General features: G+C 69.2%; 13 protein-coding genes. 5 read left to right on the top strand and 8 right to left on the bottom strand.

Going from position 1 to position 14342, the window contains the following annotated elements:
- Nucleotides 1-35 precede the first annotated feature (35 nt).
- Nucleotides 36-1613 carry a YhgE/Pip domain-containing protein gene (locus tag EAE32_RS00105; protein ID WP_121845955.1) on the bottom strand — a complete coding sequence of 526 codons (1578 nt, stop codon included), beginning with the start codon at nucleotides 1611-1613 and terminating at the stop codon, nucleotides 36-38.
- A gap of 106 nt (nucleotides 1614-1719) precedes the next feature.
- Between EAE32_RS00105 and EAE32_RS00110 the strand changes: the two genes are divergently transcribed.
- The gene (locus tag EAE32_RS00110; protein WP_121845954.1) at nucleotides 1720-2415 is read left to right on the top strand and encodes a TetR/AcrR family transcriptional regulator; all 696 of its coding nucleotides are present in this window, start codon (nucleotides 1720-1722) and stop codon (nucleotides 2413-2415) included.
- Nucleotides 2416-2509: 94 nt separating this feature from the next.
- Here the strand turns inward: EAE32_RS00110 and EAE32_RS00115 are convergent, their stop codons facing one another.
- From EAE32_RS00115 to EAE32_RS00125, 3 genes are all read right to left on the bottom strand, one after another.
- Nucleotides 2510-3172 carry a CPBP family intramembrane glutamic endopeptidase gene (locus EAE32_RS00115; protein ID WP_121845953.1) on the bottom strand — a complete coding sequence of 221 codons (663 nt, stop codon included), beginning with the start codon at nucleotides 3170-3172 and terminating at the stop codon, nucleotides 2510-2512.
- A gap of 133 nt (nucleotides 3173-3305) precedes the next feature.
- Nucleotides 3306-4760, bottom strand: a complete 1455-nt coding sequence (locus tag EAE32_RS00120; RefSeq protein WP_121863770.1) for a tryptophan-rich sensory protein — start codon at nucleotides 4758-4760, stop codon at nucleotides 3306-3308.
- 133 nt (nucleotides 4761-4893) lie between these two features.
- Nucleotides 4894-5349 (bottom strand): Lrp/AsnC family transcriptional regulator, encoded by a 456-nt coding sequence (locus EAE32_RS00125; protein ID WP_121845951.1) that lies wholly within the window; start codon nucleotides 5347-5349, stop codon nucleotides 4894-4896.
- 380 nt (nucleotides 5350-5729) lie between these two features.
- Here EAE32_RS00125 and EAE32_RS00130 point away from each other — a divergent pair, with 380 nt between their 5' ends.
- From EAE32_RS00130 to EAE32_RS00140, 3 genes are read left to right on the top strand one after another with little or no spacing between them, the layout of a single operon-like run.
- Complete coding sequence (locus EAE32_RS00130) at nucleotides 5730-6932, top strand: thiamine pyrophosphate-dependent dehydrogenase E1 component subunit alpha (RefSeq protein WP_121863771.1); 1203 nt, start codon at nucleotides 5730-5732, stop codon at nucleotides 6930-6932.
- On the top strand, nucleotides 6932-7942 hold the full coding sequence (locus tag EAE32_RS00135) for an alpha-ketoacid dehydrogenase subunit beta (protein ID WP_121845949.1): 1011 nt from the start codon (nucleotides 6932-6934) through the stop codon (nucleotides 7940-7942). Before EAE32_RS00130 ends, EAE32_RS00135 begins: the two co-directional genes overlap by 1 nt.
- A gap of 3 nt (nucleotides 7943-7945) precedes the next feature.
- On the top strand, nucleotides 7946-9556 hold the full coding sequence (locus EAE32_RS00140) for a dihydrolipoamide acetyltransferase family protein (RefSeq protein WP_121863772.1): 1611 nt from the start codon (nucleotides 7946-7948) through the stop codon (nucleotides 9554-9556).
- Between the two features lie 202 nt (nucleotides 9557-9758).
- Here the strand turns inward: EAE32_RS00140 and EAE32_RS00145 are convergent, their stop codons facing one another.
- Genes EAE32_RS00145 through EAE32_RS00150 form a run of 3 tightly spaced genes read right to left on the bottom strand, consistent with a single transcriptional unit; the run spans nucleotide 9759 to nucleotide 12828 of the window.
- Complete coding sequence (locus EAE32_RS00145; RefSeq protein WP_121863773.1) at nucleotides 9759-10859, bottom strand: polyprenyl synthetase family protein; 1101 nt, start codon at nucleotides 10857-10859, stop codon at nucleotides 9759-9761.
- A complete protein-coding gene (locus EAE32_RS11650; protein WP_124035137.1) occupies nucleotides 10856-12181 on the bottom strand; it encodes a hypothetical protein in 1326 nt (441 codons plus the stop codon). The genes EAE32_RS00145 and EAE32_RS11650 overlap by 4 nt, the downstream gene beginning before the upstream one ends.
- Nucleotides 12182-12219: 38 nt before the next feature.
- Nucleotides 12220-12828 carry a LysE/ArgO family amino acid transporter gene (locus EAE32_RS00150; protein ID WP_207803834.1) on the bottom strand — a complete coding sequence of 203 codons (609 nt, stop codon included), beginning with the start codon at nucleotides 12826-12828 and terminating at the stop codon, nucleotides 12220-12222.
- A gap of 139 nt (nucleotides 12829-12967) precedes the next feature.
- On the opposite strand from EAE32_RS00150, the gene EAE32_RS00155 reads away from it, so the two are divergent.
- Entirely contained in the window at nucleotides 12968-13582 is a 615-nt protein-coding gene (locus tag EAE32_RS00155) for a malonic semialdehyde reductase (protein WP_206059865.1), read from the top strand.
- 155 nt (nucleotides 13583-13737) lie between these two features.
- Here the strand turns inward: EAE32_RS00155 and EAE32_RS00160 are convergent, their stop codons facing one another.
- A complete protein-coding gene (locus EAE32_RS00160; protein WP_121863774.1) occupies nucleotides 13738-14226 on the bottom strand; it encodes a MarR family winged helix-turn-helix transcriptional regulator in 489 nt (162 codons plus the stop codon).
- Between the last annotated feature and the right edge of the window lie 116 nt (nucleotides 14227-14342).

The raw sequence follows: 14342 nt of genomic DNA on the forward strand, positions 1-14342 counted from the left end.
GCCCGGCGGCTCACTGGTCGTTTCCTGGCTCCAGCCTAGGCGGAAGCGCCGCTGGGCACAGTGGGGTTCTCCGCAGTCCTGCTGGGCTGCGGCTTCCGTCCGGTGATCGCAGCGGACTCGGCCGTGTGCCTGCCGACGCCCTCGGCGCCGCGCAGACCCACCCACTTGTCGTAGCCCCAGCCGCCGAGCAGCCCCACGGCGAGTGCCACCACGAGCATGATGGCCAGCCCGATGACACCGGTGGTCAGTCCGGCCTCCGGGATGGCGTCGAAGAACAGGGCCGAGCGCACGGAGGTGAAGATGTGGTGCAGGGGCTCGATGGGTGCGATCGCCCGGAAGAAGCCCGGGACGGCCTCGAGCGGCACCACGGCGCCGGCGGAGGGCAGGCCCATGAACACCAGGTAGACCATGCTCACGAGCATGCCCACGCTGCCGCCCACCGAGAGCAACGCCAGGACGATCGCGGAGACGGTGGACATCGCGAACCAGCCGAGCAGGAACACCAGGAACCCGTGCGGCACCGGCATCCCCACACTGGAGGCCACCCACATCATGAGCGCGGAGGTGGGGGCGGCGGCCACCACGAAGGTCAGCCACTTCATGAGGTAGCCCACCGGGCGGGGCAGGACGGCGCGGGTGTGGTCCCGGAACACGGGGCCCATCTCGAACGGCGCCATGCCCATGCGTCCGTCCATGAGCAGGTTCAGGGCCACGGAGCCGGAGAAGCCCACCACGAGCAGCAGGATGGAGTAGTAGAACGCGCTCATGCCCAGTGCGGTGCCCTCGGGGAGGTCGTTGTACGCCTTGGAGACCATGGACACGGGGTCCTTGAGGGTGTCCTTGGCCACCGAGCTGACGGTGGGCGAGAGCTCCTTGGCGATCTGCTCAGCCGAGCCCTGCTGGGACTTCTGCACCTGCTGGGCGAACTGCTGGACCTCGGGGCCGCCCTGCGCGGCCTGGCGCTGCAGCTGCTGCGACTGCTGCTGCTGGGACTGCTGCAGCTGCTGGAGGACCCGGTTGTAGGCCTGCTCCTCGGCGGGCGCCACGGACTGCGTGAGCTGCTCGCCGAGCGCCTTGCTGGCCTCCTGCACGCCGGGCTCGACGGCGCCCGTGGCCAGTCGGGTGCCCAGGGAGCCGGCCTGCGGGTCCGTGTAGACCGTGACCTCCGGGCGGGCGGCGTTGCCGCGCGTGAGCGAGCCCTCGATGAGGCTCACGGTGTCCTCGGAGAACGACTCCGGGACCTCCACCGCGGCGTAGAGCTCACCGCGGTCCAGCTGCTCCCTGGCCTCGTCCATGCTGAGCTGGCGCAGGTCGATCTTGTCGTCCTCCGCCGCCTTGTCCGCGAACTTCTGGACGAGGTCCTTGCCCAGGTTCTCCCGGCTGGTCCTGCCGTCCGCCTGGGGCACGTCCGCGCCCTTGTCCTGGTTGATCACGGCAATGGGGAACTCCTTGAAGTGCTTGTCCGGGCTGGACAGGCCTCCCAGGTAGAGGGCGGTGCCGATGACTCCCACCGCGAGGACGGCGAGCATGGGCAGCAGCCAGAACCCGAACTGGCCGAACGGCCGGCCGAGTCGGGCCCGGAAGGAAGGGGCGGGAGCGTGTTTGGGCGTCACCGGTTTCTCCTGGTGCAGTGGACGGTGCATTGGATACACGAATGCATTGGGTTCGGAAAACACGATACACTGATGCATCCAGTGATCACGACGAGGCGATGGATACGTGAGCAATCAGACAGACACACCACGCACATCCGCCGCGGGCTCCGCGGGGGATCCCAGGCCCGTCCCTGCCGAGACTGCCACACAGGACGGTTGCAGGGACAGACGTTCCCGCTCCGCGACGCGGCTCAAGCTGATCCGCAGCGCCCCCGCGGTCTTCGCCCAGCAGGGCATCGACGGCGCCTCCGTGAGTGACCTGTGCGCGGCGGCCGGCTACACCCGGGGGGCCTTCTACTCGAACTTCGAGTCCAAGCAGGAACTCGCGATCCACGCGTTCGACGACCTCACCACCCAGCTCGAGGAGACCCTGGGCTCGGAGCTGGACCACTGGCTGGGCTCGGGCCTGGACGTGGAGCAGGTGGTCACGCGCGTCATCGAGGGCGTCACGGGCCAGGTGGCCAACCTGAACCAGCAGGCCCTGCGGGTGGAGCTGTCCATCGCGGCGTTCCGCTCACCGCAGCTGCGGGAGCGCATGGCCCCCATCCGCGAGCGGCTCTACCAGTCCATCGAGCACGCCCTGGTGCGGGTGGCCGCCTCCCAGCACCTCGCGTTCACGGTGCCACCGGGGGACGTGGCCCGCATGCTGCTCACCAGCTACTCGGGCCAGCTCACGGACCACATGGCCATGGGCAACTCGGGGCGCGGTGCCCAGCGGATCATCCCCACCATGTGGCTCGCCTTCACGCGCCCCGCGTGAGACCGGGGCGCGCACCTGTCGCCGGGGGCGACGACGGCGCGGGGCGGCGCGGGTGCCGTGGGGCGCGGCCCGGGCGGTGCGGCGGCGTCGTGCCTCAGACCACGTACGGCAGGACGAAGAGCATGGTCAGGGACCACACGAGGTGCGTCACGATGCACGGCACGAGCGAGCGGGTGCGCTCGCGCAGGTAGCCCACGAAGGCACCGAGCGCGGCCGCGGCGAAGGCGAGCAGCGGGATCCCGGCCAGGGAGGTCACCGCGGTGTAGGCAATGGTCGTGACCAGGATGCGGCGGCCGCGGGGCAGAATCCGCCACAGTGCGCCGCGGTAGTAGGTCTCCTCCGCCACGCCGTTGACCGCCGTGGTCAGCGCCACCATGGCGAGGCTCCCCACGCGGGCGTGGTTGAGCAGCTGGTGCACCGGGTCCCCCAGGGAGGGGATGAAGCGGACCATGAACCCGCCCGCGATGAACACCACCGCGAGCACCGCTCCCCCGATCAGGGCATCCCGCATGCCCCGGGGGGTGACCCGCCAGGGCAGGCGCTCACCGGTCATCCGCACGGCGACCGAGCTGCCCACCATGTAGACGCCGGCCAGGACGAACGTGGCGGGGTAGAACCACGGGTCCCCGGCGGGGATGCGCAGGGACCACGCGAGGCAGGCCGCCGCCACCAGACCGGTGCCGATGACCACCCACACGGTCCGCTTGCGCGTGGCCGCCGTGGTGTCCCCGTAGGGGCTGACCCGATGTTCGCTCACCAGTGAGTCCTTTCCGCCCGGCGGCAGTGCCCGTCGGGAACGTTCGTGGGCCGAGAGCCCGCACGTCGGGGTGCGACGCGCGGAGCGCCCCAGGGCGGTGGCCCCGTAACCCGTGCAGGCCGCCCCGCGGGGATCAGCGGCGGGGGTTCATCGCCCGGATGGTCGTGGAGAGCACGGACGCGAAGGCGGTCCACCCGGCGTACGGGCTGAGGACCACGCCCTTCTCCGGGGAGACCTTGGCGCTGCGCCGCACGAGGTCCGTGCTGCTCGCCGCCAGCAGCACGGACTCCACGGAGGCGGCCGTGAGCTGCTTGCGGTGGAAGAACAGGACGCTCCACCCGGCGTTGAGAGCCAGGTTGACCCCGAGCGCCGCGATGTAGGCCTTCTGCTCGCGAGTGCGCTTCTGCTCACCGAGGTCCGCGATGGACAGCGAGCCGATGGCGGCAATGTCCGCGTAGAGAGCGGTCCAGGCCACGGGGAACACCCAGGCCGGCGGCTGGAACGCGGGCTTGCGCAGCTTCTCGTACCACCGCGAGTCCGGTGCACTGGCCACGGTGCCCACCACTGCGGTGAGTGCCACGGCCGCCGAGGTGGAGAGGAACACGCGCCGCCAGCGGTTGACGTCGATGTCCTTCACGGCGGCACGCACGGCGTCCGCGAAGGAGGTGTGGCCACCCTCGGGCGCTCCGATGTAGTCGTCCAGGTCCCGCTCGTGCATCACGGTGTCGTGCTGCAGGCTGCCGATCAGCGGCCGTGCGAGTTTGGAGCTGATGGGGGTTCCCAGGCCGATCCAGTAGGCCGCCAGCCCCGCGGTGGTCACGGGCGCGGTGAGCATGAAGCGGCGGCCCTTGCCCACGGCGCGAGCGTACTGGTCCAGCATGTCCGCGTACTCGATGGCCTCCGGACCGCCCACGTCGAACGTGCGGTTCACGTCCGCGGGCAGGTCCGCCGCGCCCACCAGGTAGTGGACCACGTCCGCCACGGCAATGGGCTGGATGCGGTTGCGCACCCAGTGGGGCGCAACGGCGCCGGGCAGCCGCTCCGCGAGGTGGCGGATCATGACGAACGAGGAGGACTCGTCCCCGATCACTACACCCGTCTGCAGTGCGGCGGTGGGCACCCCGGAGTCCAGGAGTGCCCGGCCCACCTCCACGCGCGAGCGCAGGTGGTCGGAGAGCTCCGAGACCGGCTCGTCGTCCGGGTGCAGACCGCCCAGGTAGACGATGCGCTTCACGTGGGCGTCGCGGGCCGCGGAGGCGAAGGTCTCGGCCATCTCCACCTCCTCGGCCACGAAGTTCTCGGAGTCGCCCATGGAGTGCAGCAGGTACCAGGCCACGTCCACGTCCTGCAGGGCGCGGGAGACGTCGGCGGCCTCGGAGGCATTGCCCTCCACCACTTCCGCCTCACCGGGTCCGGCGGAGCGGCCCTCGGCCACCACGGCGTCACCCCACGGCAGGCTGCGCACCTTCTCCGCGCTGCGGCTCAGCAGGCGCACCCGCCAGCCGCGGCGCAGCAGCTCCTGGGCCACCTGGCCGCCGATGTAGCCCGTGGCTCCCGTGACGAGAGCCAGCCGTGCGTTGTCACTCATGTGTCGTCCCCGTGTCGTGTGCGTGGAAACCGGGCGCCTCACCCGGCAGCGGTGGGCAACCGCCCGTGTCGGTGCCAGTATGTCAGCCTGCTGAGGGGTTCCGTCACGGGTACGCCGAGGGCGCAGGCCGCTCTCAGCCCCCCACGTCCACGTCCTCGAAGATCAGGAACGTCTGGGTGTCCACCACCTCGGGCATGGGCTGGATGCGCTCGAAGATCACGTCCCGCAGCTCGCCGGTCCCCCGCGCACGCACCAGCAGCATCACGTCGAAGGTGCCGCCCACGAGCGCCACGTGCTGCACCTGCGGGATGCGGCGCAGCTTGGGGCCCAGGGTGTCCCACGTGTTCTGCTTCAGTCGCAGGGTCACGTACGCGGAGGCCTCCAGACCCGCCCTGGCCGGGTCGATCACAGCCGTGTAGCGCAGCACCACGCCCTTCTCGTGCAGCCTGCGGATGCGCTCGTACGCGTGGGCGCGCGAGATGTGAACCTTGGCCGCGAGTGCCGTGACGGACTGCCGCGCGTCCCGCGTGAGCTCGTCCAGGATGCGCCGGTCCGTCTCGTCCAGGTCCACGCGCTTGCTCTCCACCATCCGACCCACCCTCTCCGTTGCTCGCCGCTCCGCCCGCCGACGACGCCGCACCGCCGGTTCCCGGGGACCGGCCGCCCGCCCGCCGCGGGCCGCAGCCGCCACGCCGGCCCGACCCCCGAGCGCGGGTTCGACCCCGCCACGACGGCCGCACGGATGTGATGTGCAAGACATTTCCGCGTGGCGCACATCATCTGTGGGCAGTTCGTCCACCGAAAATCTGTTTTGAGAGTCTACCGTCCACGGATTCCCCCCGGTGTGGAGACGGAGCGCCCCCATTCCCCATACTGAGCGGACGACGTGTCCCACGCGGCGTCCCGCGCGCGTGCGCGCCGGGCCCGAGGACACCACCGAGTTCCACCCTGAGAAGAAAGGGACGCACCATGAGCGAGCCCACCCCCGCAGGTGGCGAGTCCGCCACCCGGGAGCCCACTCCGCCCGTCAACCCGGCGGTGGAGGCCTCGAAGAACTTCGGGATCACCCCCGAGCAGTACATGCTGCCCGCGAGCTCCGAGATCCGGCTGCTGAACCCGGACGGCACCGCCGTGCCGAAGACCGAGCAGGGCCAGGAGCCCGGTCACGAGTACCCCATGCCGGACACGGACCGGCTGCTGGCCGCCTACGAGAAGCTCGTGGTGGGCCGGCGCATCAACGACCAGAACATGGCGCTCGTGCGCCAGGGCCGCATGGCGGTCTACCCCTCCAGCCACGGCCAGGAGGCGTGCCAGGTGGCCGCCGCCCTGTGCCTGGAGGACGAGGACTGGCTGTTCCCCACGTACCGCGACTCCGTGGCCGTGATGTCCCGCGGCGTGGACCCGCTGGAGGTCATGAGCACCTACCGCGGCGACTGGCACGGCGGCTACGACCCCAAGAAGTACAAGGTCTCCATCCAGGCCACCCCGCTCACCACCCAGTTGCTGCACGCCGTGGGCGTGGCGCACGCCGCCAAGCTGCGCGGCGAGAACACGGTGACGCTGGCCATGTGCGGTGACGGGGCGACGTCGGAGGGGGACTTCCACGAGGCCCTGAACTTCGCCGCGGTGTTCCAGCTGCCCGTGCTGTTCCTGGTGCAGAACAACGGCTACGCGATCTCCGTTCCGCTGTCCTCGCAGACCCGTGCGCCCTCGCTCGCGCACAAGGGCGTGGGCTACGGCATGGCCAGCGAGCGCGTGGACGGCAACGACCTCGCGGCGCTGCTCTCCGTGCTGGGGCGCGGCATCGAGCTGTGCCGCCAGGGCGGCGGACCGCTGCTCGTGGAGGCCATGACCTACCGCATGCAGGCCCACACCAACGCGGACGACGACACCCGCTACCGCGAGCGCGACGAGGTCAGCGAGTGGGTGGCCAAGGACCCCATCACGCGCATGCAGCGCTACCTGGAGGACCAGGGCGCGCTGGACGAGGACGTCACGGGCAGGATCTCCGAGCACGCCGAGGCCATGGCCAAGCGGCTGCGCGAGGCGATGTCCTCCAAGCCGGAGCTGGACCCGCAGGACCTGTTCCGCTTCGTCTACCACGAACCCACCCCGCAGCTGCGCGAACAGGGCGCCCAGCTCGCGGACGAGCTCTCCCGAGAGGAGGCGTGATGAGCGCTTCGAAAGTCAGCTTCGCCAAGGCGCTGAACACCGCACTCGCGGACGCCATGGAGGCCTCCCGGGAGGTCGTGGTCTTCGGTGAGGACGTGGGCACCCTCGGTGGCGTGTTCCGCATCACCGACGGCCTGACCGCCCGCTTCGGCCGCGAGCGGTGCTTCGACACCCCCCTCGCGGAGTCCGGGATCATCGGCACCGCGGTGGGCATGGCCATGAACGGCATGCGGCCCGTGGCCGAGATGCAGTTCGACGCGTTCGCGTACCCCGCGTTCGAGCAGGTGGCCTCCCACGTGGCCAAGATGCACAACCGCACCCGGGGCAAGCTCACCATGCCCCTGGTCATCCGCATCCCCTACGGCGGCGGCGTGGGCGGCGTGGAGCACCACTGCGACTCCTCCGAGTCCTACTACGCGCACACCCCCGGGCTGAAGGTCTTCACCCCGGCCTCCGTGCGGGACGCGTACGTGATGCTGCGCGAGGCCATCGACTCCCCGGACCCCGTGGTGTTCTTCGAGCCCAAGCGGCTGTACTGGTCCACCGCGCAGGTGGACCTGGACGAGCTGCGCGAGCAGTACGAGAACGGGGGCCTGCCCACCCGCGAGGGGCACGCCGTCGTCGCCCGCGAGGGCTCCGACGCCACCCTCATCTCCTACGGTCCGTCCGTGCCCGTGTGCCTGGCCGCGGCCGAGGAGGCCGCGCGGGACGGGATGTCCGTGGAGGTCGTGGACCTGGGCTCCGTGGTGCCCTACGACGACGAGACCGTGGCCGCCTCCGTGCGCAGGACCGGGCGCGCCGTGGTGGTCGCCGAGTCCCAGGGCTTCGCGTCCGTGGCCTCGGAGATCGCCGCACGCACCCAGGAGCGCTGCTTCCACTCGCTCGCCGCGCCGGTGCTGCGGGTCACGGGGTTCGACATCCCCTACCCCTCGCCGTCCTTCGAGCACCACCACATCCCGAGTTCCGAGCGCATCCTGGACGCCCTGGACGACCTGCAGTGGGAGGACTGACCCGTGAGCATCAATGTGTTCAACCTGCCCGACCTGGGCGAAGGCCTCACCGAGGCGGACATCCTGCGCTGGCTCGTGGCCGAGGGTGACACCGTCACCATGGACCAGCCCATCGTGGAGGTGGAGACCGCCAAGTCCGCCGTGGAGGTGCCCACCCCGTTCGAGGGCGTGGTCCACACGCTGCACGGCGCCGAGGGCGACACCATGCTGGTGGACCAGCCGCTGATCTCGATCTCCGACGGCGTGGAGTCCCCCGAGGCCCCCGCCGGCACCGGTGCGGAGGCCGGGGCTCCCGGCGCCGAGCACGCCGCGAGCTACCGCGAGGAGGAGCTCGCGGGCACCACACCCTCGGCCGAGCTGGCCGTGGACGAGGCCGATCCCGCCGCCGGTGAGGACGAGGAGTCCTCCGGCAATGTGCTGATCGGCTACGGCACCTCCGCCGCGTCCTCGTCCCGACGCCGCCGCCGCAAGCGCGGCGCGGGCGCCGAGACCGCGGGTGCGGCCCCCACGGGCTCCGCCGCGCACACGCACGACGCCCTCACCGAGTCCCCGCGTCTGGCGCCCACCGTGATCTCGCCGCTCGTGCGCAAGCTCGCGCGCGAGCACGGCGTGGACATCACTGCGGTGCAGGGCAGCGGCCCCGGCGGTTTGATCATGCGCAAGGACGTTCTCGCGGCCCTCGAGCAGGTGGCGGACCAGCGGATGCGCGCCGACGCCGCCGGACCGGCTCCCACGGGTCTGGCCGTGCCGGGCCCCGCGGCTCCCGGTCCTGCCGCCACGGGTGCGCCCGTGCCGCCGCCCCCGCCGGGGGCACACGCTCACGGTGGTCCCGCCCATGGCGGGCCGGGCGTGGGTGGTCCGGCGGCGTCGTCGTCCGGTGCGGGCGAGACGGACTCCCGCACGGGCCTGGCGATCGCCACCCGCGAGCCGGTGAAGGGTGTGCGCAAGCACATTGCGGACGCCATGACCCGCTCGCGCACGGAGATCCCCGAGGCCACCGTGTGGGTGGACGTGGACGCCACCGAGCTGCTGAACCTGCGCGCCGAGCTCAAGGCCAAGGACCCGCAGAGCACGCCGAGCCTGCTCGCGCTGATCGCGCGGTTCACCCTGGCCGGGCTGCGGAAGTTCCCGCAGCTCAACGCCCGGATCGACACCGCCGAGGACGGCACCCGCAGCATCACCCTCTTCGACGGTGTGAACCTGGGGATCGCCGTGGAGTCCGAGCGCGGGCTCATGGTCCCGAACCTGCGCAACGCGGACCGGCTCAGCGCGGTGGAGCTCACGGGTGCCATGCGCGAGGTGATCGAGGTGGCCCGCTCCGGCAAGGCCAGCCCGGCCCAGCTCAGCGGCTCCACCTTCACGCTGAACAACTACGGCGTGTTCGGCACGGACGGCGCCACGCCCATCATCAACCACCCCGAGGCGGCGATCCTGGGCATCGGCCGGATCATCGACAAGCCGTGGGTGGTCAACGGCGAGCTGGCCGTCCGCAAGGTCACCACGGTGACCATCGCGTTCGACCACCGCGTGTGCGACGGCGGCGCGGCCGGCGGCTTCATCCGCTTCGTGGCCGACTGCATCGAGAACCCCGTGGGGGCTCTCACGCAGATCTGACGCGCACCGGGGCTCCCCGCTCCGGTCACCACCACGACGGCGCCCGGGCTTCGGCCCGGGCGCCGTCGTGGTTCAGGGGAAGCGCGTTCAGGGTGTACGGGCACGGCGGAATGCCCGGCCCGCTCGCGCAGTGTGTCCGTCGGGACCGCCGCAGCTGGGGATCCAGGGTGCACCGCGCCGGATCTTCGCGAGAAACCCCAAGTCAGGCTGCAGGAGAGTCCAGCTCCCGGTCGGCCCAGCCATTCAGCCGCTCCACCAGGGCCGGAGGCAGGTCCGCGCCGGCCATCGCGTGCTCGGAACGCGTGCGCGCGGTGCCCATCATGCGTTCGACGGCGCGCACCGAGCCGGAGCGCTCGAGCAGCTCGTGGGCGTGAGCGGCGTCGTCGTCCGTGAGGCGGTGCTCAGCCGCACGCTCGCACAGGCCGCGCCACGCGGGGCCGTAGGGGCCGGAGGCCACGAACGTGCCCAGGACCGTGGGGCGGTCCGCGCGCAGCAGCTCCCGGGCGCCGCGGCCGCCGCTCGTGTGGGCCGCGAGCCGCAGCTCCCGGGCGAGGCCGTGGGCCATGCCGAGGGCGCGCCCGGTGTCCGCCAGGGCGTTCACGTGCGCGGTGGGGGCACCGCCCAGCACGGCACCCGCGCGCAGGGGCGCCTCGTAGCAGGGCACGGCGCTGCCGATCCGCAGGGCCTCCAGCACCTCGCCGTGGGACACCGTGGCCGCGCGCTGGGTGAGTTCACCCAGGATCCGCTCCCCCGCCGCGGCGTGGAAGACCGCGTGGTCCAGGATCTCCAGGAGCTTGATGAGCCGGGTCTCGGGCGCGTGGGAGGTGGCGACCATCCGGTAGGCGGCGGCCAGGGCCAGCTCACTCGCGAGGGACGTGTAGTGGACGGGGTCGTCGGTGCCCTGGGGTGGCACACTCCCGGTGGTCGGCGCCGCGGCACGGGGCTCTGTCCTGTCAGGCTCAGCGGACGACGGCGCGCTGATCGCGGTCCCGGGGCTCACCCCCTCCCCGCGCAGCAGGAGGGCGGTGTTCAGCAGCTCGAAGCCTGCCGCCACGGCGTTGAGCACGGGGCGGGTGGGCCGTGCGGGGTACGCCTCCACCGCGGCCATCACCAGGTCTTGCTGCAGCCCGTTCGCGGCGTAGGCCACCTCCGCCACGCGGGCCCACACGCGCTCGTAGCCGGGGCTCAGGTCCGCGGCCCGGCGCCGGGAGTGCTCCAGGAACCCGCGCACCGCCGTGCTGGGCGTGAACTCCTGGGACCTGCGCCCGGTTCCGCTGCTGGTGTAGGAGGAGGTGGGCGTCATGAGTCCATTTCAGCACACGTGCGGGACGGTTCAGTAGAGGAAAAATTGTTTTCCGAGAGCTGACGAGACCTAAGTTGCGTTGATTTCAAATTACGTCTGATTTTCACGGCATGCATGAGATAAAACCTCGGCGAACTAATAAATGCATTTTTTATTGCTTGTTGGATGATTCGCAAGCTTCCGAAATATAAAGTCATGGACAAAGCTACGAAAGTGAGCTGTCCGAAATTATTTGTTGTTATTTCCGGCCAAAAATAAACTGTCAACCCGTAAGCACTGGGGCCAAGAAGTAAATACTCTGCGGCCATGAGATATATTCCCCAAAACAATACCCATGCTTTTCGGACCAGCCTTTGGGCTTCGCTCCACGGGGGAGCCGTCCAGTAAATGGTAACTAGCATGGCGGCCCACAATAAATACACAAAAACTATACCGGCCAACAAAAATAGGGATTTCTCCCTGAGGGTCAAGACTACGGCCGTGACATTGTATACAACCGTAGCACCCAACATCAGGGCGCAGAAAGTATTCATTCTTTTCGGAAGCAGGCAAGTGAATTTATATACTTGCGAATCTCTCGATACACCACTGGCCCGTCGAGCCCTAGGCAACCGGGAAAAATCATCTTGGCTTTTTTGCGCATATGACTTCAGGGAACGAATTTCAGCCATCAAGCGATCTTCTTTTACGCGCGTGGCCTCAATTCGAGACTTTGCACCTAACACGCCCCCTTCTACGGCAAGCATGATCGTAGAAGTAACGGCAAGCATTGAAACGCCCAGCAACCACTCTATGTCTCGATCAATAATTTCTTTGCGCTCGCTGCCCCCGCCGAGTAAAATAAAATAAACGCTATACGTTGCTACTACCCACTGGGTGATCCTAAGTGCATCCACCACACGCAACTCATTCCCCTGCAGTGCCCTGCCAGAAACAATTACCCCGATGGAAACAGTCACAAAAAGCCCTGTTAGGCTCAGCAATGTCCCTAACGACGGATTGCCAGTTTGGCTAAACTGTTGCACTAAAACAGTTTTTATGGTCTGAAATATTTCCAGCCACGAAAATTTTTCTGGGTCCCTTCCCGCCTGGTTCTGGTGGAACGCGACCTCTGCCAGCACTGGTTTTGCCAAGAAAATAATACCAAATATCGAGGTAGCCAATGCGGCATCCCAACAGATGCGCTGTAGAGCACTTCTCGCCTCTCGAGGGGGAGGCGACTCCGTAACCCGCCGGGAGATTTCCGTGATTTTTTTGTTTGCTTGCGCTGAAATGAATAATGAGATTTGGTTAGAAAACCATTTTGAGAATTTTGCCACCATACTTCTTTCCTGGCACTTCGTTCACTTAGATACTCAGGTTAGACGGCGGGCATCAGCGCCAGCTGCACCGCGATGAAGAGCATCACCAGGCCCACCCCCACGTCCACGATCCGCCACGTCAGCGGGGTGTTGAGCACGTGGGACAGGGCACGGGCACCAGCGCCCAGGGCCGTGAACCAGATGACCGACCCGGTGAACGCGCCGCCCGCGAAGACCCAGCGCTGGCCCCCGTGCTGGTTGGCCAGGTTGCCCAGGATGAGCACGGCGTCGAGGTAGGCGTGGGGGTTGAGCCATGTGAAGGCAAGGGTCGCCAGGACCACCCCGCGCAGGGACCCGGCCCCCTGGGACGCGGCCTCCATGGTCTGGGGCTTGAGCGCGGACTTGAAGGACAGCACCGCGAAGGCCAGCAGGTACACCACCCCGGCCCAGCGGAAGGCGTTGATCAGCCACGGGACCCGCTCGACGAGCACGCCGATCCCTGCGGTCCCCAGGCCGATCAGGAAGATGTCCGAGACGATGCAGATGGCCACCACCACCCCCACGTGCTCGCGGCGGATGCCCTGGCGCAGCACGAAGGCGTTCTGGGCGCCGATGGCCACGATCAGGGCCAGCCCGGTCACCAGTCCGGGGAGAAACGCAGAAGTCACCCGGACAAGCTACAGCCTGGCGTGAGATCCCCGACATTCGGGCATCACCGGGAGTCATCGGCGGTATGGTTTCCTCAGAAATGATTTCGCTCGGTGGCACACCGTCGCCCGGGCGCCCCCGTTCCGGAAGGACACCCCCATGAGCACCCCCGCCATGACCCAGCTCGCCCTCGACATCACCGCGGAGGACGCGGACCGGCTGTTCACCACGGCCCGCACCGCGAGCCACTTCACGGACGAGCCCGTGACCCCGGAGCAGAAGCACACCATCTACGAGCTCACCAAGATGGGCCCCACCGCGTTCAACTCCCAGCCCCTGCGCATCACCTGGGTGGAGTCCCCGGAGGCCCGCGAGCGCCTGGTGCAGCACATGAGCGGCGGCAACCAGGAGAAGACCCGCAAGGCCCCGCTGACCGCCATCCTGTCCTACGACGAGAACTGGCACACCCGCTTCCCCGAGTTCCTTCCCGCCGCGCCGCACATGCAGGGCATGTACGACGAGAACGCGGAGCTGCGCATGAGCAGCGGCAAGGCCAACTCCCACATCCAGGTGGGGTACTTCATCATTGCGGCCCGCGCCGCGGGTCTGGCCGTGGGGCCCATGACCGGCTTCGACGCCCCCGCCGTGGACCACGAGTTCTTCGAGGGCACCGGCAGGCGCTCCATCGTGGTGGTCAACCTGGGCCGTCCGCAGGCGCCCACCTACGACCGCAGCCCGCGCTTCGCGGTGGAGGACGTCACCGAGACCATCTGAGCGGCGTGACCGCCCGGCCGGCAGCGGCGACGCCGCACCCGACCCGGCGTCGTCGCCCCGTCTGCCGTGCGGCGCCCGGACCCTGAGCTCCTGCGCCCTGAGCCCCGTGCCGCGGGCTCCCTCCCCGACGGTGCGCGCCCGGCAGGGATGGTGCTTCAGGAACGGTCCGCGGCCGGGGCGTCCTCCTCACGCACCCGGGCGAGCTTGGCGAGGACGGGCAGAGCGGCGTCGAGCCTCTCCAGCTCGGGGAGGGTGAGTTCGCCCAGGACGTCCGCCACGCGCTCGTTGCGGTGCTGGTCCTCCCGCGCGAGGACCTCCTCACCGTGCGGGGTGAGAGAGACCAGGACGGCGCGCGCGTCCGTGGGATCCGGGTCCCGCTGCACCAGACCCGCCTTGCTGAGCCGGTCCACGCTCTGGGTCGCGGTGGGTGTGCGCACGCCGAGGTTCGCGGCGATCGACGTCATCCGCACGCCACCGCCGCGCAGCATGGCCAGCAGGCTGATCTGCTGACTCGTGATCTCGCGCGTCCCCTCCATGCGGCGCAGGAAATACACACCGTGCCGCAGCACCTCGCGCAGCCGGGCCGCGTTCGCGAGCACGTGCGCGCGGTGGTCGTCGGGGGTGGGGGCGCGGAAGATGTCCATGGGGTCCCATTTTACGGGCGCACACGCAGACGCTCGGACACGGCGTTCTCCCGGTCCGGCCACGTAGTCTGCTGCGCGTCGTCAGTCGCCCCGCTGTCAACACCGGACAGAGCTCG

Source organism: Kocuria tytonicola (genome assembly GCF_003687175.1).
Classification (GTDB): domain Bacteria; phylum Actinomycetota; class Actinomycetes; order Actinomycetales; family Micrococcaceae; genus Kocuria; species Kocuria tytonicola.